20 protein-coding genes are annotated in these 21,088 nt (G+C 68.5%); 15 read left to right on the plus strand and 5 right to left on the minus strand.

Annotated elements, in window-relative coordinates; all coding sequences use genetic code 11:
- The first annotated feature begins 50 nt into the window (after positions 1 to 50).
- On the plus strand, positions 51 to 968 hold the full coding sequence (locus tag ACGFI6_RS33380; protein ID WP_393125731.1) for a helix-turn-helix domain-containing protein: 918 nt from the start codon (positions 51 to 53) through the stop codon (positions 966 to 968).
- On the opposite strand, the gene ACGFI6_RS33385 is transcribed toward ACGFI6_RS33380, so the two are convergent.
- Positions 940 to 3,090, minus strand: coding sequence for a discoidin domain-containing protein (locus ACGFI6_RS33385; protein ID WP_393125733.1), 2,151 nt, complete (start codon positions 3,088 to 3,090; stop codon positions 940 to 942). The genes ACGFI6_RS33380 and ACGFI6_RS33385 overlap by 29 nt on opposite strands.
- 148 nt (positions 3,091 to 3,238) lie before the next feature.
- Here ACGFI6_RS33385 and ACGFI6_RS33390 point away from each other — a divergent pair, with 148 nt between their 5' ends.
- Positions 3,239 to 3,652, plus strand: coding sequence for an SRPBCC domain-containing protein (locus ACGFI6_RS33390; RefSeq protein ID WP_393125735.1), 414 nt, complete (start codon positions 3,239 to 3,241; stop codon positions 3,650 to 3,652).
- A gap of 31 nt (positions 3,653 to 3,683) precedes the next feature.
- Here the strand turns inward: ACGFI6_RS33390 and ACGFI6_RS33395 are convergent, their stop codons facing one another.
- Positions 3,684 to 4,523 (minus strand): type IV toxin-antitoxin system AbiEi family antitoxin domain-containing protein, encoded by an 840-nt coding sequence (locus ACGFI6_RS33395; RefSeq protein ID WP_393125737.1) that lies wholly within the window; start codon positions 4,521 to 4,523, stop codon positions 3,684 to 3,686.
- Between the two features lie 148 nt (positions 4,524 to 4,671).
- Between ACGFI6_RS33395 and ACGFI6_RS33400 the strand changes: the two genes are divergently transcribed.
- From ACGFI6_RS33400 to ACGFI6_RS33445, 10 genes are all read left to right on the plus strand, one after another.
- On the plus strand, positions 4,672 to 5,586 hold the full coding sequence (locus ACGFI6_RS33400; protein ID WP_393125739.1) for a TatD family hydrolase: 915 nt from the start codon (positions 4,672 to 4,674) through the stop codon (positions 5,584 to 5,586).
- A gap of 24 nt (positions 5,587 to 5,610) precedes the next feature.
- Positions 5,611 to 6,033: a hypothetical protein gene (locus ACGFI6_RS33405; protein WP_393125741.1), complete on the plus strand. Its 423-nt coding sequence runs from the start codon at positions 5,611 to 5,613 to the stop codon at positions 6,031 to 6,033.
- A gap of 66 nt (positions 6,034 to 6,099) precedes the next feature.
- The gene (locus ACGFI6_RS33410; RefSeq protein ID WP_393125743.1) at positions 6,100 to 7,101 is read left to right on the plus strand and encodes a hypothetical protein; all 1,002 of its coding nucleotides are present in this window, start codon (positions 6,100 to 6,102) and stop codon (positions 7,099 to 7,101) included.
- Positions 7,102 to 7,235: 134 nt separating this feature from the next.
- Positions 7,236 to 7,850: a nitroreductase family protein gene (locus ACGFI6_RS33415; RefSeq protein WP_393125745.1), complete on the plus strand. Its 615-nt coding sequence runs from the start codon at positions 7,236 to 7,238 to the stop codon at positions 7,848 to 7,850.
- A gap of 307 nt (positions 7,851 to 8,157) precedes the next feature.
- Entirely contained in the window at positions 8,158 to 9,201 is a 1,044-nt protein-coding gene (locus ACGFI6_RS33420) for a ubiquitin-like domain-containing protein (RefSeq protein ID WP_393125747.1), read from the plus strand.
- Positions 9,202 to 9,220: 19 nt separating this feature from the next.
- Entirely contained in the window at positions 9,221 to 10,096 is an 876-nt protein-coding gene (gene rsmA, locus ACGFI6_RS33425; RefSeq protein WP_393125749.1) for a 16S rRNA (adenine(1518)-N(6)/adenine(1519)-N(6))-dimethyltransferase RsmA, read from the plus strand.
- A gap of 10 nt (positions 10,097 to 10,106) precedes the next feature.
- Entirely contained in the window at positions 10,107 to 11,039 is a 933-nt protein-coding gene (locus tag ACGFI6_RS33430) for a 4-(cytidine 5'-diphospho)-2-C-methyl-D-erythritol kinase (protein WP_393125751.1), read from the plus strand.
- Between the two features lie 31 nt (positions 11,040 to 11,070).
- The gene (locus ACGFI6_RS33435; RefSeq protein ID WP_393125753.1) at positions 11,071 to 11,322 is read left to right on the plus strand and encodes a type II toxin-antitoxin system Phd/YefM family antitoxin; all 252 of its coding nucleotides are present in this window, start codon (positions 11,071 to 11,073) and stop codon (positions 11,320 to 11,322) included.
- Positions 11,319 to 11,714 carry a type II toxin-antitoxin system VapC family toxin gene (locus tag ACGFI6_RS33440; RefSeq protein WP_393125755.1) on the plus strand — a complete coding sequence of 132 codons (396 nt, stop codon included), beginning with the start codon at positions 11,319 to 11,321 and terminating at the stop codon, positions 11,712 to 11,714. Before ACGFI6_RS33435 ends, ACGFI6_RS33440 begins: the two co-directional genes overlap by 4 nt.
- Before the next feature lie 150 nt (positions 11,715 to 11,864).
- The gene (locus ACGFI6_RS33445; RefSeq protein WP_393125757.1) at positions 11,865 to 13,751 is read left to right on the plus strand and encodes a GTP-binding protein; all 1,887 of its coding nucleotides are present in this window, start codon (positions 11,865 to 11,867) and stop codon (positions 13,749 to 13,751) included.
- Here ACGFI6_RS33445 and ACGFI6_RS33450 read toward each other — a convergent pair.
- Positions 13,735 to 14,583 carry a fructosamine kinase family protein gene (locus tag ACGFI6_RS33450; RefSeq protein WP_393125759.1) on the minus strand — a complete coding sequence of 283 codons (849 nt, stop codon included), beginning with the start codon at positions 14,581 to 14,583 and terminating at the stop codon, positions 13,735 to 13,737. The two genes, ACGFI6_RS33445 and ACGFI6_RS33450, sit on opposite strands and share 17 nt — an antisense overlap.
- Positions 14,584 to 14,632: 49 nt before the next feature.
- Between ACGFI6_RS33450 and ACGFI6_RS33455 the strand changes: the two genes are divergently transcribed.
- A complete protein-coding gene (locus tag ACGFI6_RS33455; protein ID WP_393125761.1) occupies positions 14,633 to 16,453 on the plus strand; it encodes an ABC-F family ATP-binding cassette domain-containing protein in 1,821 nt (606 codons plus the stop codon).
- Positions 16,454 to 16,854: 401 nt separating this feature from the next.
- Here ACGFI6_RS33455 and ACGFI6_RS33460 read toward each other — a convergent pair whose 3' ends face one another.
- Positions 16,855 to 17,352 carry a MarR family winged helix-turn-helix transcriptional regulator gene (locus ACGFI6_RS33460; protein WP_393125763.1) on the minus strand — a complete coding sequence of 166 codons (498 nt, stop codon included), beginning with the start codon at positions 17,350 to 17,352 and terminating at the stop codon, positions 16,855 to 16,857.
- A gap of 97 nt (positions 17,353 to 17,449) precedes the next feature.
- Here ACGFI6_RS33460 and ACGFI6_RS33465 point away from each other — a divergent pair, with 97 nt between their 5' ends.
- Both ACGFI6_RS33465 and ACGFI6_RS33470 read left to right on the plus strand, forming a co-directional pair.
- Positions 17,450 to 18,229 (plus strand): methyltransferase domain-containing protein, encoded by a 780-nt coding sequence (locus ACGFI6_RS33465; protein WP_393125765.1) that lies wholly within the window; start codon positions 17,450 to 17,452, stop codon positions 18,227 to 18,229.
- Positions 18,226 to 18,579 (plus strand): VOC family protein, encoded by a 354-nt coding sequence (locus tag ACGFI6_RS33470; RefSeq protein ID WP_393125767.1) that lies wholly within the window; start codon positions 18,226 to 18,228, stop codon positions 18,577 to 18,579. Before ACGFI6_RS33465 ends, ACGFI6_RS33470 begins: the two co-directional genes overlap by 4 nt.
- A 45-nt stretch (positions 18,580 to 18,624) precedes the next feature.
- On the opposite strand, the gene ACGFI6_RS33475 is transcribed toward ACGFI6_RS33470, so the two are convergent.
- On the minus strand, positions 18,625 to 21,087 hold the full coding sequence (locus ACGFI6_RS33475; protein WP_393125769.1) for an ABC transporter permease: 2,463 nt from the start codon (positions 21,085 to 21,087) through the stop codon (positions 18,625 to 18,627).
- Between the last annotated feature and the right edge of the window lies 1 nt (position 21,088).

The raw sequence follows: 21,088 nt of genomic DNA on the forward strand, positions 1-21,088 counted from the left end.
CTACTGACTGCTGTGCCGCTAATCTTGGAGCGCCTACGAGGAGATCCACCATGACGGAGCCTGCTGACTTCGAGCACGATCTTGCTACTCAGGTGCTGATCGAGCTGTACAGCGAGATCCCGCCGCCGAGCAAGCTGGTGACCGGCCACTTCCACAGCGGCGGCGACTACCGCGTCGTCCGCCCGGACGGCGTCGGCAGCTGGTACCTGCTCTACACCGCGTCGGGAACGGGCCGGTACGTCCTTGGCGACAACAAGCTGATGCTGCGCCACGGAGACGTCCTGCTGGTCAGCCCGGGCACGCCGCACGACTACGGGACCGTCGGGACGTACTGGGAGTCCTGGTGGGCGCACTTCCAGCCGCGGCGGGAGTGGCACTCCTGGCTGTCGTTGCCACAGGCAATGCCCGGGCTCTCGTACGTGCGATTGTCCCGATCGTCGGAGACCGATCGGGTGGTGTCCGCGTTCGATCGCCTGCACCGCGACGCGCAGCGCGCCGGACTGTCCCCGACCGGCGACACCGAGCTGCACCTGCTGGAGAAGACCATCGCCACCGAGCTGACCATGAACGGCATCGAGGAGGTGCTGCTCACCGCGGTCGCCAGCCTGCGCCGCGAGATCCAGCACCTCGACGCCCGCGTACATCTGGTGCTCGAGGCAATCACCGCCGACCCGGCCAGGCCGCACACCCTGACGTCACTGGCCGGCCTCGCGCAGGTCTCGGTCTCCCGCCTGGCACACCTGTTCAAGGAGCAGGTCGGCGACTCCATCATGAACGTCGTTCTCGCGCTCCGCCTGCAACGCGCCGCCGAACTCCTCGGCGCCACCGACATGTCCGTGGCCCAGATCGCCGCCGCCGTAGGCTTCGACTCCCCCCACTACCTGAGCCGCCAGTTCGCCCGCCGCTACGGCATGTCCCCAACAACCCACCGAACCACAGTCAGGAACCCGGAGCTAGAGCTATATTGAGCTCGGTCGCGGCCGCGTAGTCCGCACCGCCCGCGAGTCCGACCAGCCGCACGTAGCGCGCGGTCGTACCGGCCGGGAATCTCGCGATCTTGGCGTCGATGCTGCCGTCCCACGAGCCCTTCGTCACCGACGTGAAGGTACTGCCGTCGGTGCTTGTCTGGACGTCGTACGACGAGATCCGTCCGTTCGGCACCTCGGCGTCCTGGCGTGGGGTGTAGACGAGCGCCTCGATCGCCCGCGGCGTCTTCAGATCCAGGGTGATGTACTGCGGGAGCGGGGCGTGCGGGCTCCAGTTCGAGTGCCACATGGTCGCGCAGTTGCCGTCGATCGCGGCGGGTGCTGCGTACGCGGACGAGCCCTGGCTGGTCGCGGTCGCGGTCATCTCGCGCTGCGGCAGCAGGTTCAGCGGACCGAACGGGCCGTCGGCCGGTGGTGGCGTACCCGGGATCGCGGTCACCCGGTCGAGGTTGGGTGCCTTGAGCGACGGATGGGTCCGCAGGTAGTTCAGGAAGACCTCCTGTCCCATCCGAGGTGCCCTGGTGAGGTCCGTGTACTGCTGGAAGCCCGGGTAGCCGTACTGCGCTCCGTGCAACGGCATCGCCGCGCTCGTCGTCACCCGGTAGGTCTTGTCGAGCTGCAGCGGGTTGCCGTTGATGAGGACGGCGGCCGGATCGATGCGGTCGCCGACCGGTCTGCGCAGGTCGTACGTGTAGCGGAAGTTCGCCGAGGTTGCGAGCGCGGACAGCCGGCTGCAGCCGTACGCGGGCGGGATCCACTGCTGCTCCAGAACGGCCTCGACCGTGGAGCCCTTCATCGAGAGCGTGGTGATCGGTGAGATCCCGGCGACCGGCCAGGCTTCGCCGTACGTCACCCTGCCCGCCTTCAGCCCCGCGGCGATCACGTCGACGCCAAGATCGGCCGGGACCAGAGCGAAGTCGCCGCCCGCCTCGGTCTTGTACAGGTCCGCGACCAGGTTGCCGGTGCGGCTCTCCGCCGTCGGTACGAAGTCGAGATCCCGGTCGAGCCTGGTCAGTGGTTCCTGCCGGCGTGCCGTCCACTTGTCCATCCAGTACTTGACGATCTTCTGGACCTTCGGGTCCGGCGTCACGTCCTTGGTCACCGCGTGGTTGGTGGCGGTTGTCGCGGACCGGATCACCTCGCCGGTCGCGGGATCGAGCGACAGGTTCACCTCGCCGAGTACGCGCCCGTGATTGCTTGCCTCGAGCACCGGACGCGGTACGCCGTTCGGGTCCGGGATCATGCAGTTGAACGCGGTGTGCCAGTGCCCGCCGAGGATCACGTCGATGTCGGGCGACATCGTCCGCGCGGCGTCGAAGATCGGGCCCGTCGGATTCGTGCACTCGTCGTACAGACCGCCCTGCTGTCCGCCCTCGTGCATGCTGACCACGATCGCGTTCACGCCCTGGGCCTTCAGCTCGGCGGCCGCGCGGTTGGCGGCCTCGACGACGCCCTGGAACTCGAACCCGGAGCCCTTGATCGACAGCGTCTCGGTCGGTGTCCCGGGGAAACCCAGCCCGATGAACCCGATCCGCTGCGAGCCGGCCTGGGCGATCCAGTACGGCGGGAGGACCGGACGTTTGGTCCGCGGGTCCACGATGTTCGCCGCGTGGTACGCGTAGTCGGTGCCGTGGAAGTTCCGGCCGGTGGAGTCCTTGAAGCAACTGTCGAAGCCGGGCTTGCCGTAGCAGGCGCCGGTGGTCATCCGGCGCAGGAACGGGAACTCCCGGTCGAACTCGTGGTTCCCGGCGACGTCGAAGTCCATCCCGAACGCGTTCAGTACCTCGATGGTCGGCTCGTTCGCGAAGGCCTGCGTGTAGTCCGGCCAGCCGCTGAACTGGTCGCCCGCGCCGATCAGGAAGCTGTTCGGCTTCCGCAGCTGGTCCAGGTGTGCCTTCAGGTACGCGGCGCCGCCGACCTGCTGGGTGCCGGACGGGCCGGCGATCGTCAGGTTCTCGGTCTCGGAGAGGTAGCCGTGCAGGTCGGTCAGGCTGAACACCTGCACCGGGATCGGCCTCGCGGCCGCGTCGCTCGGCGGCGGGGCGACTCCTGCCACCAGACCGAGTACGGCGAGAAGTGTGGTGATCCGGAACTTCCTGGTCATCGGCTGCTCCTGTCGGTCGGGCGGAACCTCGACGAAAGCTAAGCGCCGCCACCGGCGCCGCGACATGGCCCGGAGTGCTGACTTCCTGCACGATCCGGCTGACGCTTTTCTCCAAGCGGTTGGAGGGCGGGAATCGTACTGTCGACCTATGACTGGTTATGTGGCAGTTGCCGAGATCGACATTGCAGCCTCGCCCGAGCGGGTGTGGGACGTACTCACCAAGCCGGCCGACGTGCCGGAACTGTGGTTCGGCGCCGTGGTCGAGACGGACTGGCAGGTCGGCAGCCCGATCACCTGGACCGGCGAATGGCAAGGCAAGGCATACCAGGACAAAGGCGAGATCCTGGCCTTCGAGCCCGGCCGCTCCCTGAAGCTCACCCACTTCAGCCCTCTGACAGGCCAACCCGACGCCCCGGAGAACTACCACACCCTCACCTACACCCTCACCGGCAACACCCACCTGAAGCTGGAACAAGACAACAACGGCAGCGAGGAAGAAGCGGCCCACGCCCAAACCATGTGGGAAACCCTCGTCGCCAAGGTGAAGGAAGCCGCCGAATAGCCCGGTAGCGGATTGTTTGACGGCTGCCGGGTTACAACGCCCTAGCGGTGACATAGCCCGTCAGCGGGCCGGAGCGCGCGATGGCGCGGCTGATCTTGGCGAGGAGTACGGCGGGCTGGGAGAGGTCTGGCCACGAGACTCGGACCACTTGGTAGCCGAGATCGCGGAGGTGGTCCTCGCGGACCTTCTCCGCGAGTAGTGCGCGGGGTCCGCCGTCGGCGTACTTGACGGCTCCGTCGAACTCGACGATGACGCCGTACTGCTCGAACAGGAAATCGACCCGTCCGACGAGCTTGCCGTGTTCGTCGCGGATCTCCGCCTGTGGCAGCGGCGCCGTCATCGCTTGCGGCGTGGCGAGCCGGAGCCGCAGGACCTGATCCACCACGGAGACGGCAACCGGCAGGCTGGTCGATCGAACGGTCTCGACGACAGCCCGCGCGGGAGTGGTCGTCCGCACACCGTCCAGCTCGCAGATGACCTGTACGGCCGGCCGGGCCCCGTGTTGGCACACGGCCCGGTCGGACCGCCCGGACCCGATCATCCGGGTCACGTGCACCCGGTGCAGATCGAGCTCCGAGACCCGTACGCCGTGCAGGAGCAAGGCCGACTGATGACTCACCACGGCGCGGCCGCCCAGCCGGTGGTAGGTCGCTCGCGCCGCACGCCCATGAACCCAAGCCGCCTGCTCCCACGGCGGCATCGCCTCCACAGCAGGACAACGTGGTGCGTACGCACCACGCGTGACCCGCATCCACTCCCCGGACGCGACGTGCCTGCGCAGGTCGGCATCGGAGTACCCGGCAACAATCGCGTCCCGCCGCGAGAACCACCCGCCTCGCTCCGCGGCCACCATCTCCAGTTCGACATTCATGCCCGAGAAGATGCCCGGTTCCGCCTCCGCCGCGCGGCCCGACTTTGCGCCTGTGGACAACCGCTCGCCAGCGGGTTGTTTCACCGCTGGCCCGCTGCAACCCGGCAGCGGTGATAGAAGCCGCTGGCGACTCAGTAATCTGGCTCGTATGGGTTCAGATGGTGTGGAGGTTGGTCGGCCTACTCGGGAGCGGGCGGCCGTGGGGGAGGACGGGCGGTCTCGGGATCGGCGGCGGCCGGAGGTGCCGGATCCGTTGCCGATGAGCGTGGTGGATGCGCATTGCCATCTGGACATTGCGGATTCCGAGGACGGGGACTGGCTGAGTCCGGCTGAGGCGATCAAGAAGGCCTCGGCGGTTGGTGTGACCCGGATTGTGCAGGTGGGGTGTGATCTGCCCGGCGCGCAGTGGGCGGTCGAGGCGGCGGAGCAGTACCCGAACCTGATCGCGGGTGTTGCTCTGCATCCGAACGAGGCGCCGAAGTTGAAGGAGGCCGGCGAGCTGGACAGTGCGCTCGCCGAGATCGAGCGGCTGGCGTCGAGCAGTGCCAAGGTCCGGGTGATCGGCGAGACCGGGCTCGATTACTTCCGGACCGGTGCGGACGGGCAGGCGGCGCAGCACGAGTCGTTCGCGGCGCACATCGGGCTCGCGAAGCGGCTGGACAAGACGCTGATGATCCACGACCGGGACGCGCACCAGGACGTACTGCGGATCCTCGACCGCGAAGGCGTACCGGACCGGCTGGTGATGCACTGCTTCTCCGGCGACACCGAGTTCGCCCGCGAGTGCGTGAACCGCGGCGCGTACCTGAGCTTCGCCGGCGTCGTCACCTTCAAGAACGCCCAGTCCCTGCGCGACGCCCTCGCCGTCACTCCCCTCGACCGCATCCTCGTCGAGACCGACGCCCCGTACCTCACCCCGTCCCCCCACCGCGGCAAACCCAACGCCTCCTACCTGATCCCGCACACCGTCCGCAAAATGGCCGACGTCCTCAACATCTCCGTCCCCGAACTCTGCACAGCCCTCAACACCAACTCCAACAACGCCTTCGGCGGCTCCTGGTAGCACTGGGCCGATACCCTGAGTCCCGTGGACGAGGTGACGTACGAGGCTGTCAGCGCAGAGGTGAACGCGCTCGCCGACTCACTCCGCGGCGCCGACCAGGCCACGGTGTCCGCGGAGATGCAGCGCCTGCAGGAACTCGCGGAGCAGATCGCGGACGAGGGTCCCCGCCGTACGGCGTTGATCCGGGTACGCAAGCTGCCGGCGCTCATCGAAGGACCGAAGGCACCCTCGAGCCCCGAGTTCCAGCGGGCCTCGGCCCTGCAGGCCAAGGTGCTCGTGGACAAAGGCACGCCGGCCGAGCGGATCGCTCATGCCGAACGCGTGAAGCGCGAGATCGGGGAACTGTCCAGGCAGGCGCCGGCGCGCGAGTCCATGACGATCCTGCGGCTGAACTCCACCCTGGTGAGACTGATCGAGCGTCTTCGCGACGAGAACCGCGGCGACTGATCGTGAGCGGGTACGCCGAGGTCTCGCCGCAGTCCTGGGAGTACCGGCTGGTGGCCGCCGTCGTCCGTGCTGTCGAGCAGCGGGCCGGACGCGGCCAGGTCAAGACCAGGTGGAACGGCCGGCTGCTCGAGGAGAGCGACCCCGGACAACCTCGGTACGGCGCACCCGGACGGCAGCCTCGCGCTGTCGGTCGAGCAGGTCCTGTCCCGGTTGCAGCAGGCACAGGATGCCGATCGGCCGCTGTCCGAGGACGAGGTCTGGCTGCTTCGCGACGCGATGAACACGGTGGCTCACGAGGCCACGCACCTGATGACGCCCCTCGGCGACAAGACGGCACCGGAGGCCTACCCGTACGACGATGCCGCATCCGCGTTCGACGAGGGGCGCACCGAGTACTGGGCCGACGCCAACCTTGACGACATCGTCGAGGACGTCTTCCCGGAGGTCGGGCTGGGCCACCGGAAGGACGCGGTCGTGGGCGAATCGAGTTTGTCGGCCTATCCCGGCTACTCGGCGGCTGTGCGGCACCTCGACGAGGAACTGGCGGCGCGCAGCGGACTGACGCGAGAAGAGGTCACCCAGAGGTTGGTGGTGGCGGACGACCCCCAGCGGTGGAACGTTGCGGTCGACATGGTCATCGACGAACAGCTTGCCAGGAAAGGGCTGATGCCGGAGACCGACCGCGCGGACGTGCGTAGGCAGTTGGTCGCTCCGTTGCGCGAGTCCTTCGGCAGATTGGCTGCAGTCGAGGCAGACGAATCCCTTGCGGACAACGAGAAGGCGGCCGCCGGCATCAAAGCTGCACAAGAACCGGTGGCAGGTCTCGACACCGAACTCGATCGCATCAGGACGCAGCAGGAGCTGTCCCCGGATCTCAAGCGTTTGCAGGCCCTGACTGCGCCTCAGGCGCCCGCGGCGGGGGCGATCGGTCCGCGTGGGGAGGGTGGGCTTCGTGAGCGGGCGGGTGGGTCTGGTGAACCTTCTTCGAGACCGTTGCGGGGTGGGGCTCAGAGGAGCGGGCTGAGGGTGCCGGCCCCGGGTGGGGTCGGTCCTCGAGGGGAGGGGTAATGAGCGTTCTGATGACGATGCGGGTGAGGGGGGATGATGGCGCAGGCCGGGTGACGGAGGGGCCGAAGACCGAGTTCTGGCGGCATCTGGAGGTCGGCGGCGACGTCGGCTGACGCCGCTGGTAGACACACCTCATGGAGTTCAGCGAGGTGGTCCGCAGACGGCGGATGGTCAGGAACTACGACCCGGATCGGGCTGTGTCGGAGGAGGTTCGGGAGCGGATTTTGGGGAACGGGTTGCGGGCGCCGTCCGGGGGGTTCAGCCAGGGGTGGGCGTTCTTGACGTTGGAGGGGGACGAGCGGGAGCGGTACTGGGGGATTTCGGCCGCGGATCCGGATCCGAAGTATGTTGAATGGATCACAGGGCTGCGCCGGGCGCCGCTGCTGATTCTGGCGTTCGCGCACAAGGATGCGTACCTCGATCGGTACACCGAACCGGACAAGGGCTGGACCGATCGGGACGAGGGTCGCTGGACGGCGCCGTACTGGTACGTCGACACCGGGATGGCCGTTCTGCTGATGCTGCAGACGGTCGTCGACGAAGGCCTGGGAGCCTGCTTTTTCGGGCCTCCTGCGGACAAGGTGGGCGAATTGCTCGAGGAGTTCGGCGTCCCCGAGGGGTTCGATCTGGTGGGGGTGCTGTCGGTTGGTCACCGGGCCCCGGACAAGCGTTCGCCGTCGCTCAAACGGGGCCGCCGGACGACCGCGGAAGTGGTGCATCGGGGGCACTGGGGCAATCACAGCGCGTAAAGGGCCCGTTACACCTTTTTACGACTCGCCGACCAGGGGATTGGCGCTTCCGCTACTTCTTCGTTATGGTCCCGTGATGTTGGCCGGGATCGGGGAAGTTCCCGGGCAGTACAACCCCTCGGCGGGATTTGTGGGTTCCAGGCAGCCAGCCTGGCCCTCGCGATCGGTGCCTGTGCTGCTCCACCCCGTGCCCGGGTAGCCCTACCTGGGAGCGTTAGTGCGTAAGTCCATCATCGTGGCTGTCGGTGCGACGGCTGCGTTAGCCGTCGCGGGCGGCTCCGTGGCATATGCCTCGAAGAGCAAGACCGTGAGCATCTCCGTCGACGGCCAGGTGCGGAAGGTGCACACCTTCGGCTCCACCGTGGCAGACGCCCTGAAGGCCGAGAAAGTTCAGACCGGTGACCACGACAACGTGGCGCCCAGCCTGGACTCGAAGCTGAAGGACGGCCAGGAGATCGCCGTGCAGTACGGTCGCCAGCTGACCGTCAACGCCGACGGCACCAAGAAGGCGTACTGGACCACGGCCGACAGCGTGAACGAGGCGCTCGCCGACCTGGGTCTGCGGTACGACGGCGCGCAGCTGTCGACGAGCCGGAGCGCTGAGCTCGGCCGTCAGGGGCTGGAGCTGACCGTCACCACGCCGAAGACCGTGAACATCGTGCACCTCGGCAAGACCGTGACGATCAAGTCGCTGGCCGGCACCGTCGGGCAGGCCCTGACCCAGGCGAAGATCGCGTGGGACAAGGACGACCGGATCACCCCGGCGGCGGCCACCCCGCTGAAGCTCGGCGTGAACACGATCGGCTTCGTGCAGGTCCTGCAGAAGTCGGTCACCAAGACCGAGGCCGTCCAGCACGGCACCGACGAGACCAAGTCGGCGACGCTGCTCGAGGGCACCAAGAAGACCACGACGAAGGGCACGGACGGCGCCAAGGCCGTCACGTACCTGTACACCTACCTGGACGGCAAGCTGTCGACCACCAAGGTGGTCGCGACCAAGCTGGTGACCAAGGCGGTCGACGAGCAGGTCGTCGTCGGCACCAAGCCGAAGCCGGTCGACAAGCCGACCACCCCGACGTCGACGGGCGAGACCACGCCGCCGACCACGAGTGGTGGTGCCTGGGACCGGATCGCCGCGTGCGAGTCCGGCGGCAACTGGGCCGCGAACACGGGCAACGGCTACTACGGTGGCCTGCAGTTCGATCACGGCACCTGGGCGGCGTACGGCGGTACGGCGTACTCGAGCAACGCCAACGGTGCGTCGAAGGCGCAGCAGATCTCGATCGCGGAGAAGGTCAAGGCCGACCGCGGCGGGTACGGTGCGTGGCCGGTGTGCGGCAAGAAGGCCTGAGCCTGACACACTGACCAGCGTGAGCTCGTCTGATTCATCAACGTCCGCCGGACCGAGGCTTCTCGGTCCGGCGGACGTGCGTTCACTGGCCGCCGCGCTCGGGGTCCGCCCGACCAAGCAGCGCGGCCAGAACTTCGTCATCGACCCGAACACCGTCCGCCGGATCGTCCGCGCCGCCGACCTGACCGACGGCGAGCGGGTGCTCGAGATCGGCCCGGGTCTCGGATCGCTGACGCTGGCGCTGCTCGCCGACGGGCACCCGGTCACTGCGGTCGAGATCGACCCGCTGCTCGCGCAGGCGCTCCCGTCGACGGTGGCGACGTACGCTCCCGATCAGGCCGCTGATCTCACCGTCGTCGAGGCGGATGCGATGAACGTCGGGCCGGCCGAGATCGGGACGCCGACCGCCTGCGTCGCGAACCTGCCGTACAACGTTGCCGTACCGGTCCTGCTGCATCTCCTCCAGGTGTCGGACGACCTGCGGCACGGGCTGGTGATGGTGCAGGCCGAGGTCGCGGACCGGCTGGCCGCCCCACCCGGCTCCCGGACGTACGGCGTACCTTCCGCGAAGGCCGCCTGGTACGCCGATGTACGACGCGCCGGGCCGATCGGCCGGAACGTGTTCTGGCCGGCCCCGAACGTGGACTCCGGGCTGGTCGCGTTCGAGCGCCGCGAACCGCCGGCGACCGAGGCGAGCCGCGCGGAGGTGTTCGCGGTGATCGAGGCGGCGTTCTCGCAGCGCCGCAAGACGGTCCGCTCCGCCCTGGCCCGGTGGATGCCCGACCGCGCGCGGCTGGACGAGGTGTTCGCGCAGACCGGCATCGACCCGCAACTGCGCGGCGAGATGCTGGGTATCACAGAATTCGCGGCCCTAGCTGGAGCGGCTAGGCACTAGCCTGTCCGACGTGCCACCTTCTGCTGAGGTCACGGTGCGGGCGCCGGCCAAGATCAATCTCGGTCTGTCCGTCGGTCCGCCGCGCCCGGACGGGTTCCACCCGGTTGCCACGGTGTACCAGGCCGTTGCCTTGTACGACGATGTGACCGCGGTCCTGCGGGACGACGACGGCGAGGTCTCGGTGGAGATCTCCGGCGACTTCGCGGACGGCGTACCGACCGACGAGACCAACCTCGCGGTCCGCGCGGCGCAGCTGCTGCAGGCGGAGTACGACGTCGACGAGGGTGTCGATCTGACGATCCGGAAGACGATCCCGGTCGCGGGCGGGATGGCCGGCGGGTCGACCGACGCGGCGGCGACGCTGGTGGCGTGCAACCGGCTGTGGGGTCTGCAGCTGACCCAGACCGAACTGCAGCACCACGCGGCCGAGCTCGGCAGCGACGTACCGTTCTGCCTGGTCGGCCACACGGCGCTCGGCCAGGGACGTGGCGAGCAGGTCACCGAGGTGATGTCCCGCGGGACGTTCCACTGGGTGTTCGCGATCGCGGACGGCGGGTTGTCGACGCCGGAGGTGTACGGCCAGCTGGACCGGATGCGGCCGCTGCGCCGTGTCGAACCGCCGCAGGTCCGGCCCGAGCTGTTGTCGGCGCTGCTGTCCGGCAGCGCGGCGGCGCTCGCGGTTGCGCTCAGCAACGACCTCCAGGCGGCCGCGCTCGCGCTCCGGCCCGAGCTTGGTGACACGCTCCAGTTCGGCCTCGACCACGGCGCGCTGGCCGCGCAGATCTCCGGTTCCGGGCCGACCTGCCTCTTCCTCGCCGCCGACAGCCGCAACGCCGTCGACCTCGCCGTCGACCTCGCCGAGTCCGGCCTCTGCCGCATGGTCCGCCAGGCCGAAGGCCCCGTCCCCGGAGCCCGCATCCTCCCGGCAATCGTCAGCCGGTAGTAAACTTAGCTAGGTGGGCTAAGGCGGCTGGATGAGCGAGCTGGCGCAGTACAACATGCACGAAGCGAAGTCGCAGCTGTCCCGGATCGTCGAGCGGGTCGAGCACGGTGAAACTGTCGTCATCAGCCGGGCGGGCAAGCCGGTCGCCAAGGTCGTCCCGTTGACGGAGCTGCCGCGGCGGACGGGTCGCGGCTCGCTGGCCGGCCGGATCAGCTACGCCCCCGACTGGGACTCGGCCGAGGTGAACGAGGAGATCGCCGCCGACTTCGGTCTGCAGTCGTGAGCCCGTCGCCGGGGACCGCCCGGCTGCTCCTGGACACCCATGTGCTGCTCTGGTGGGCGCAGGACAGCGACGACCTCTCGGATGACCTGAAGGAGCGGATCGACACCGAACTAGAGGTCTACGTCAGCGCGGCGACACTGTGGGAGTTGTCGATCAAGGCGGCGGCCGGGAAGATCGAGCTTCCCGGCGATCTGGCCGAGTGGGCCGAGCGGAGTGGTCTGAGGGCGCTGCCGATCGACGCGACGCATGCGGTCCTGGCCAGCTCCTTGCCGATGATTCACCGGGATCCGTTCGATCGGATGCTTGTTGCGCAGGCGCTGGCCGAGAGGCTGACGCTCGTGACGCGTGACCGGTTCATCCAGAAGTACGACGTGCAGGTCCTCGAAGCCTGAAATTGGGTCGTCAGTGGGCGGAGTCGGTGTTAGCTTCGCCTCGAGAGGTTCTCAGCCACAGACAGGAGACCGGGATGCGCCAGGGATCGATCTACCGCATCGGTATTGATCGTTTCTACGCATTCGCGAGGACTCTTGAACTCTCTGACGATGGGCATTGTGGCGCATGTCGACGCCGGTAAGACCAGCCTGACCGAGCGGCTGCTGTACGCGGCCGGGGTCGTCGACCGGGTGGGCCGGGTCGACGACGGCAACACCCGTACCGACTCGATGGACCTCGAGCGCCGGCGTGGCATCACGATCCGATCGGCGGTGGTGTCGTTCCGGCTTGGCGACCTGCCGGTGAACCTGATCGACACGCCCGGGCACTCGGACTTCATCGCCGAGGTCGAGCGCGCGCTGTCGGTGCTCGACGGCGCCGTGCTGGTGATCTCCGCGGTCGAGGGCGTGCAGCCGCAGACCCGGCTGCTGATGCGTACGCTCGACCGGCTACGGATCCCGGTATTGCTGTTCGTGAACAAGATCGACCGGGTCGGCGCCCGGTACGACGAGTTGCTGGCGGACATCCGCCGGCTGCTGACACCGGCCGCCGTACCGATGGAGTCGGTCGACGACCTCGGCACCCGCGCGGCCGCCGTGGACCTGCTCGCGTTGCAGCGGCCGGAGCTCGGTGAATTGCTTGCCGAGCGCAACGATGCGTTCCTGGAGTCGTATCTGGAGGGCAACGCCGTCGACTACACGGCCGAGCTGAAAGCCCAGGTGGCGAAGGCCGCCGTGCACCCGGTGTACTTCGGATCCGCGATGACCGGGGTCGGAATCCCCGAGGTGATCGAGGGCATCCGGACTTGGTTGCCGCGGGCAAGCGGGGCGCCGGACGGCGAGCTGCGGGCGCGGGTGTTCAAGGTCGAACGCGGCGCGGCGGGGCAGAAGCTCGCGTCCGCGCGGATCGTCAGCGGGACGCTCGCAGCACGTACGCCGGTCCCGGTGCATCCCGTCGACGGGCCCGAGTACCAGACGCGGCCGAGTGGGATCGAGGTGTACCGCGACGGATCCAGGCAGCCCGCCGAACGGGTCGAGGCGGGGCAGATCGTGGCGTTGCGCGGGCTCAAGAGCATCCAGATCGGCGACCAGCTCGGCGTCCGGACGGCGTACTCGCAGCGGTTGTTCGCGCCGCCGACGCTGGAGACCGTGGTGAGTGCGCGGGACCGGATGCGGTTGTTCCAGGCGTTGACGCAGCTCGCCGAGCAGGATCCGCTGATCCGGGTCCGGAAGGCCGACGGGACCGGCGACATCACCGTCAGCCTGTACGGCGAGGTGCAGAAGGAGGTGATCGCGTCGCTGCTCGAGTCCGAGTACGGCGTCGAGGTCACGTTCAGCGAGACGACGCCGATCCACGTCGAACGGCTGAACGGCACCGGCGCCGCGACCCGCGAGATGTCCGAGAGCCTGTGGACGTCGGGGGTCGGGTTCCGGGTCTCACCGGTTGCCGAGGGCATCGAGTACGTCCTGGAGGTGGAGCTTGGCGCGCTGACCCGGGCGTTCCACACCGCGATCGAGGAGACCGTCCGGCAGACGCTCCAGCAGGGGTTGTCCGGCTGGGAGATCCCGAACATCCGCGTCGAGCTGACGCACACCGAGTTCGACAACGCGACGAGTGTGGCCTCGGACTTTCGCCGGCTGGTGCCGTTGGTCCTGATGCAGGCGATCGCCGAGGCCGGTACGACGGTGCTCGAGCCGGTGAACCACTTCGAGCTGGAGGTCCCGGCGGACACCGTCTCGCGGATCCTCGCCCACGTCGCGGAACATCGCGGCGTCGTCACGCAGGCCACCCAGACGCACATCGAGGGCACGATCCCGGCCGCGACCACGCACGCCTTCGAGTCCTACCTGCCCACCCTCGGGCGTGGCGAGGCCCTGCTCACCACCACGTTCCACAACTACACCCCGGTCGCGCCTCCGCCGCCGACCCGCCCGCGCACCGACGGCAACCCCCTCAACGAGAAGCAGTACCTCCTACACCTCAATCAAAGTCTTTGAGGATGGTGTGGATCTCGCTCACGGTGTCCGGGACGTCGGCGGTGTGGGCGGTGACGCAGAGGAGTTCTCGCAGGTGCAGGAGGGGCAGACGGTCGCGCCAGCCCGGGGTCAGCGGGTGGATCTCCTCGTACGCGTCGAACAGGGTCTCGGAGAGGTGGTTGTAGATGAGGAGGGTGGCGAGCTCGGCCTCCGGCCAGCCGTAGTACACGGCCGGATCGATCAGGGCCGGTGCGCCCGAGGGGCTCGGGAGCAGGTTGCCGTGCCAGAGGTCGCCGTGCAGGAGGGACGCGGGCTGGACGGGGATGAGATTCGCGAGGTTGCCGGCAACGCGTTCCAGCCGGCGGCGATCCTCCGGCGGGAGTTGGCTGTTGCAGTTGGGTTCCTCGAGGTACCGCAACAGCCGGTGCTCGGCGAAGAACGCGTGACCGTCCGTGGTCCACGGGTTCCGCTGCGGCAGTACGCCGAGGTAGTTGTCGTGCTGGTACCCGAACGCGTCCGCGGTCTGCTCGTGCTGAAGCGCGAGCGCGCGCCCCGCGTCCTCCCAGTACGTCGGCGACGGTTCCGACGTACCGAGATCCGCGAGCACGATGAAGTGTGGTGTGACCCGCAGCACTTCCGGTACGTCGAATCCGCCGGGCGCACGCAGCGCGTCGAGGCCATCGGCTTCCAACGCGTACAGGTCGGACGGCAGGTTCTCCTGGGTCTTCACGACGACCGTCCGGCCCTGTGTCGTACGCACCCGGAACGTCTTGCTGGCGTACCCGCCCTCGAGCGGATCGGCAGCGATCGGATCGCCAAGGGACAGGTCTTCCAGCCAAGCAGGAGTCAGCACTCGGACGATCCTGGCATGTGGGCTCGCGTCAGCTACCCTTGGGCGCGTTATGGCGGCACCTAACTTGGTCAATCTGGAAGCTGTTTCGAAGGGCTTCGGGACCCGCACACTGCTCGACTCGGTCAGTCTCGGCGTAGGCCGTGGTGAGCGTATCGGCGTGGTCGGGCGCAACGGCGACGGTAAATCGACGCTCTTGCAGCTCCTGGCCCGGCGCGAGCAGCCGGACAGCGGACGGATCACCCACAATCGCGACCTGCGGCTCGGGTTCCTCGGGCAGAGCGACGACCTCGACCCGGAGCAGACCGTGCTGCACGCGGTCCTCGGCGACGTCGAGACCTACACTTGGGCGGCGGACCCGCGGGCACGCTCGGTGATGGAGCACCTGCTCGGCGAGGTCGACCATCAGGCGCTGGTCGGCAGCCTCAGTGGTGGTGAACGCCGCCGTGCGTCGCTCGCCCGGCTGCTGCTGACCGAGGTCGACCTGCTGATCCTCGACGAGCCCACCAACCACCTCGACATCGAGGCGGTCAGCTGGCTGGCCGAGCACGTCGTCGACCGCGCGGGCGCGCTGATCGTGGTCACCCACGACCGCTGGTTCCTGGACGCGGTCTGTACGGACACGTGGGAGGTGCAGGGCGGCCGCATCACGTCGTACGACGGTGGGTACGCCGCCTACGTCCTGGCGAAGGCCGAGCGGACCCGTTCGGCCCAGGTCAGCGAGGAGAAGCGCCAGAACCTCCTGCGCAAGGAGCTGGCCTGGCTGCGCCGCGGCGCACCGGCCCGGACGAGCAAGCCCAAGTTCCGCATCGACGCCGCGAACGCCCTGATCGAGAACGAGCCGCCGCCGCGGGACAAGCTCGCACTGTCCCAGCTCGCGACGTCGCGGCTCGGCAAGGACGTGTTCGACGTCGAGGACGTCAGCCTGAGCTTCGGTCCGCGCACGATGCTCGACCATGTGACGTTCCGGCTCGGCCCGGCGGACCGGATCGGGCTGCTCGGCCCGAACGGGGCCGGCAAGACCACGTTCCTCAGGGTCGTCACCGGGCAGCTCGCGCCGGACCACGGCCTGGTCAAGCAGGGCAAGACGGTCCGGGTCGCGAACCTGTCGCAGACCCTCGACGAGATCGACGGCAGCCTCACGGTGCTCGACCACATCACGTCGATCCGGCGGACGGCGGCGCTCGCCGGGCGCGGCGGTGAGCTGACGTCGTCGCAGCTGCTCGAGCGGTTCGGGTTCACCGGCGACAAGCTGACCACCCGGATCTCGGACCTGTCCGGTGGCGAGCGGCGCCGGCTGCAACTGCTGCGGATCCTGCTCGACGAGCCGAACGTACTGATCCTCGACGAGCCGACCAACGACCTGGACGTCGAGACGCTGACCGTGCTCGAGGACTTCCTGGACAGCTGGCCCGGCGTGGTCGTCACGGTCACCCACGACCGGTACTTCCTGGAGCGGGTCAGCGACATGGTTTACGCAATCATGGGCGACGGCCGGGTGCGGCATCTGCCACGTGGCGTCGAGCAGTATCTCGACGAACTCGCTGCCGGAATTCCGCGACGGCCGGCGGCCAATGCATTGACGTCGGCGGCGGAAGTGCCCGCGGATATGCAGGCCGCGGAAAACGGGCAAGTGGTTGAACGTGGGACGGCTGACTCGGCAGTGGCCCGCGCAGCCAAAAAGGAGCTGAACCGGATCGAGCGGCAGCTCTCGAAGCTCACCCAGACCGAGACGAAACTGCACGACCAGCTGGCCGCCAGTGCGAGCGACTACGGGCGGCTGGCCGAGCTGGATGCCGAGCTGCGCAAGCTCGCGGACGAGCGCGGTGAGCTGGAGACGGCCTGGTTCGACGCCGCCGAACGCGCCGAGTAGCAGGGCTGAGCCTGCAGTGAGGGCTGGGGGAGCGAGCCGCGGCGCCCCCTCCGATCCCCTGTGATTCGGAGGGGTACGCCGAGCTCCTGGGTGAGCGGGCCCTGTGCCGGCCGGCGTTGTTCGGGCCCCGAGCCCCGGACACCGCACGGCCACCATTCGGCGGACCACCTCTTGCCGCCGAAGTCACCTTGTTTTGACATTTTGTAGTCGTTCAACCACCGACGGTGATGACCCTAGTAGGGGTGTAGACCGGTGTCGATGGCTCTCGGCTACAGCAGTCTCACGATCTCGTTGCAACTAGCAACGACCGAAACAGGGCCGAAGTGACGGGTGGTCTTTTCGGATAATTCCGGCGCAATTCCGCCGGGCTTTGTCCGGACCGGCAATCCGCTTTGTTCGGGTCAGTGTTTTTCGAGGTCGAACGGACGGACCAGCTCGCGCAGGACGCGGGCGATCTTCTGCTGGTCGCGCTCACCGATGCCGCCGAGCAGCGTGCGCTCGTGGGTGAGCAGGTCGGCCATCGCGGCGTCGACCTTGTCCCGCCCGGCGGGCGTCAGCTGGACCAGTACGCCGCGGCGATCGTGTGGATCAGGGAGGCGCTCGACGAGGCCGCGCGCGGTCAGCCGGTCGACCCGGTTCGTCATCGTGCCGGACGTGACGAGGGTTTCCTTCAGCAGCTTGCCGGGCGACAGCTGGTACGGCGCCCCGGCGCGACGCAGGGCGGCGAGCACGTCGAACTCCCAGGACTCGAGCCCGTGGGCGTCGAACGCCTGGCTGCGGGCGCGATCCAGGTGCCGCGCGAGCCGGCTGACCCGGGACAGCACCTCCATCGGGGCCACGTCGAGGTCGGGGCGCTCCCGCCGCCAGGCCTCGATCAGCCGATCGACCTCGTCCTCCATGAACTCGAGAGTACCGATCAAGACTCTTGACATCAAGACATCTGCGAGAGCTAGAGTATCTCGACGTCAAGATAAAATTCCTGGGAGGTGCAGTTCGATGCGCAGGTCACCGGTGTGGAGTCCCGAGCAGTACGGCACGTACGCCGACGAGCGGGCGCGGCCGTTCCGCGATCTGGTCGAGCGGGTCCGGGCCACCGACGTACGGACCGTGGTCGATCTCGGATGCGGTCCGGGTGCGCTGACCGCGTCGCTGCGCGACGTCTGGCCGGAGGCGACCATCCGTGGGATCGACAGCTCGCCGCAGATGCTCGAGGCGGCTGCGCCGTACGCGGACGAGCACCTGAGCTTCGAGCTCGGTGATGTCCGGGAGTGGACCGGCGCGGACCTCGATGTCATCGTCACCAATGCGACGCTGCAGTGGGTCCCTGACCAGGTCGAGCTGCTGCCCGGGTTCGTACGGGCGCTGCGGCCGGGTGGGTGGCTGGCGATCCAGATCCCCGGCAACGGCGACGCTCCGTCGCACGCGATCCTGCGCGAGCTCGCCGGGACGCCGCCGTACGCCGAGTACGCGAAGGACGCGTCGCTGCGTCCGGACGTACCGGGGCCGGCCGAGTTCGTCGACGTACTCAGTGCGGAAGGGTGTGTCGTGGACGCGTGGGAGACGACGTACTTCCACGTGCTGTCCGGCGACAACGCCGTACTGGAATGGGTGAAGGGGACCGGCGCTCGGCCGGTGCTGCAGTCGCTGCCGGACGAGCTGCGCAAGCAGTTCGAGGCGGAGTACGGCGCGCGGCTCGCGGAGGCGTACCCGCAGAAGGACTACGGGACGCTGCTGCCGTTCCGCCGGATCTTCGCCGTTGCGCAGAAGGCGGGATGACGATGCGCCTGGACCATGTGCAGGTGTCGTGCCCGCCCGGTGGCGAGGACGTGGCGCGGGCGTTCTACCGCGACGCGCTCGGAATGACCGAGGTGGAGAAGCCGGAGCTGCTGAAGGCGCGCGGCGGGTGCTGGTTCAAGGCCGACGCCGCCGAGCTCCACGTCGGCGTCGAGCAGGACTTCACCCCCGCGAAGAAGGCTCATCCAGCGCTCGCAGTTGAGGATCTGGACGGTCTGGCCGCACGGCTGGAAGGGCTCGGCTATCCGGTCACCTGGGACAACGAGACGATCCCGGGCCGGCGGCGGTTTCACACCGCCGACGGCCACGGGAACCGCGTGGAGATCGTGTAGTAAGAGCGGCTCGCCCAGCCCCCTCAAGCCGGGCGAGCCGCTGGCTCATTCGGTTGCCAGTGCGCCGGCCGGGGCGACCTTCGCCGCACGGCGGGCGGGCAGCACCGAGGCGAGCAGACCGGCGACCGCGGCGATTGCGGCGATCGCGATCAGCAGCGTTCCCGGTACGGCGTACTCGACACCGCCGTCGACCGTCTGGCCGCCCATCAACGCACTCGTTCCGGTCCAGCCGTACAGCAGGCCGAGCAGGATCCCGAGACCGGCCGCGACCAGCGCCATCATCAGCGACTCGAACGCGAGCATCCGGCGCAGCTGGCGGCGGGACAGCCCCATCGCCCGCAGCAGCGCGTTCTCCCGCGTCCGCTCCAGTACCGACAGGCTGAGCGTGTTGCCGACGCCGACCAGCGCAATCAGTACCGAGACCCCGAGCAACCCGATCCCGACGATCAGCAGGACGTCGAAGATCTTCGTGTACGACGACCGCTCGGCGAGCCCGCCGTCGACGCCGAGGTTCTGCACGCTCGGGATCGACTGCTCGACCGCGTCGATCACGTCCGGCGCGTCCGCCTTCGGATCGGAGGCCAGCCAGTACCCGCTCACCGCCGCGTTCGGCGCCAGCTTCGCGAGGTCGGTCGAGGTGATCGTGATCGGATCCAGCCCGATCGACAGCCGGACCGTCAGCGTGAGCTTGTGCTGCCCGGACACGAGCGTGATCGGCGACCCTTCCTCGAGGTCCAGCCCGCGCATCGTCGGATAGGTGACCAGCGCCGTCCCGGGCGTGAGCTTCCCAGCCAGCTCCTCGTTGTGGATCACCGAGGCGGCCTTGCCGGCGTCCAGTCCGGTGACGGGCAGCTCCTGCCCCCCGGTCTTCACGTCGACCGAGCTGACCGGGACGACCTGGGTGATGCCCTTGATGTCGCGGAGCTGCTGCTCGGCGCTCGCGGGCATCTTCTCCTTGTACGCCGTGACCTTCAGGTCGACCGGGTACTGGCCGTTCATCGACACGTCGAACGTCTTCTGCACCGAGGCGATCCCGACGCAGGTCAGGCTGATCAGCGTGACGCCGATGAGCAGGGCGGACGTGGTCGCCGCCGTACGCTTCGGGTTCCGGACGGCGTTCGCGACCGCGATCCGGGCCGGTACGCCGCCACCGCGGGCGGGCAGCGCACCGATCACGCGGATCAGCGCCGGTACCAGCAGCGAGCCGATCGCGAGGATGCCGAGGAACGAGATCGCCCCGCCGGCTGCGCCGATGATGACCTGGTGCATCGCGGCACCGGCCACCAGTAGTACGCCGCCACCCGCGAGGAGCAGGAAGCCGGCGAGCAGACGCAGTACGCCTGCCCGGGATCCGGCGGCCGGCGCGACGTCGGGGCGAAGCGCGGCCAGCGGTGCCACCTTCGTCGCCCGGCGGGCCGGTACGACGGCCGCGACGAGCGTGGCCAGGGTGCCGAGCAGGAGCGGGACGAACACCGACGCAATGTCCAGGTGCAGCGGTACCTTCGGGATGCCCCAGTCGAACTCGCGAGACAGCGTCAGCGCCAGCGCGGACAGTGCGACACCGAAGATCACACCGATCGCGGATGCGGCCACACCGACCACGCTCGCCTCGGCGAGTACGGACGTGAACACCTGCCGCCGGGACGCGCCGACGCAGCGCAGCAGCGCCATCTCGCGGGTGCGCTGGGCGATCACGATCGTGAAGGTGTTGCCGATCACCAGACACGCGACGAACAACGCGATCAGCGCGAACATGCCGAAGACTCCGCCGAGGACGTCGATGCCGTGTGTGTAGTCCTCGACCTCGCGCTGAATGAACTCCTCACCGGTGTACGTGGTGAGGCCGTCGGCCACCACACTCCGGGTGGCGTCGGCGAGCTGCGTCTGCGTGACACCGGGCTTGGCCGACAGCCCGATCGCGCGGACGAACGCCTCCGGTGCGATCACCTTCATCGTGGCCGGAGTCACCACGGCCGAGGCGGTGCCGACGGACTTCGAGTCGTCGACCAGTCCGACGATCTTCAGCGTCCACGACTTGCCTTCGTACGAACTGATCCGGAGCTGGTCGCCGATGCCGACCTTGTGCTTGGCGGCGGTCCGGGCCGGGAGTGCCAGCTCGTTCGTTGCGGTCGGCAACCGTCCGGAGGAGGTGCCGGGGCCGGCGATGACGCTGGTGTCGTAGAGCTCGTCGATCGAGATGCCGGTCGGACGGACCAGATCGGGGTACGAGACCTCCAGGTACGCGGTGGTCAGTGTGACCACGGACGACGCCTGCTGGACCTTCTGCGCCTTCGCGATGTCTTCGGGGGAGATCGTCGAGCGGCTCGGGTAGACGACCGCGTCGGCACCCTTGTACTGCGCGCCGACCGTCTCGTCGATGCCGTGCGATGCCGACGAGTGCACGATCATCGCCAGCGAACCGAACCCGACCCCGAGGACGATCGCCAGACAGGCGGCGACCAGGCGGCCCAGGTGGGCGCGCAGCGAGGAGAGGAGTGAACGTCGCACG

The organism is Kribbella sp. NPDC048928 (genome assembly GCF_043197975.1).
Taxonomy (GTDB): domain Bacteria; phylum Actinomycetota; class Actinomycetes; order Propionibacteriales; family Kribbellaceae; genus Kribbella.

Excerpts from the sequence above, each read along its gene's own strand:
- ACGFI6_RS33445 (WP_393125757.1), top strand. The coding sequence starts at position 11,865 with ATGGGCATTGTGGCGCATGTCGACGCCGGTAAGACCAGCCTGACCGAG.
- ACGFI6_RS33385 (WP_393125733.1), bottom strand. The coding sequence starts at position 3,090 with ATGACCAGGAAGTTCCGGATCACCACACTTCTCGCCGTACTCGGTCTG.
- ACGFI6_RS33390 (WP_393125735.1), top strand. The coding sequence starts at position 3,239 with ATGACTGGTTATGTGGCAGTTGCCGAGATCGACATTGCAGCCTCGCCC.
- ACGFI6_RS33400 (WP_393125739.1), top strand. The coding sequence starts at position 4,672 with ATGGGTTCAGATGGTGTGGAGGTTGGTCGGCCTACTCGGGAGCGGGCG.
- ACGFI6_RS33435 (WP_393125753.1), top strand. The coding sequence starts at position 11,071 with ATGAGCGAGCTGGCGCAGTACAACATGCACGAAGCGAAGTCGCAGCTG.
- ACGFI6_RS33415 (WP_393125745.1), top strand. The coding sequence starts at position 7,236 with ATGGAGTTCAGCGAGGTGGTCCGCAGACGGCGGATGGTCAGGAACTAC.
- ACGFI6_RS33455 (WP_393125761.1), top strand. The coding sequence starts at position 14,633 with ATGGCGGCACCTAACTTGGTCAATCTGGAAGCTGTTTCGAAGGGCTTC.
- ACGFI6_RS33470 (WP_393125767.1), top strand. The coding sequence starts at position 18,226 with ATGACGATGCGCCTGGACCATGTGCAGGTGTCGTGCCCGCCCGGTGGC.
- ACGFI6_RS33465 (WP_393125765.1), top strand. The coding sequence starts at position 17,450 with ATGCGCAGGTCACCGGTGTGGAGTCCCGAGCAGTACGGCACGTACGCC.
- ACGFI6_RS33380 (WP_393125731.1), top strand. The coding sequence starts at position 51 with ATGACGGAGCCTGCTGACTTCGAGCACGATCTTGCTACTCAGGTGCTG.
- ACGFI6_RS33460 (WP_393125763.1), bottom strand. The coding sequence starts at position 17,352 with ATGGAGGACGAGGTCGATCGGCTGATCGAGGCCTGGCGGCGGGAGCGC.
- ACGFI6_RS33395 (WP_393125737.1), bottom strand. The coding sequence starts at position 4,523 with ATGAATGTCGAACTGGAGATGGTGGCCGCGGAGCGAGGCGGGTGGTTC.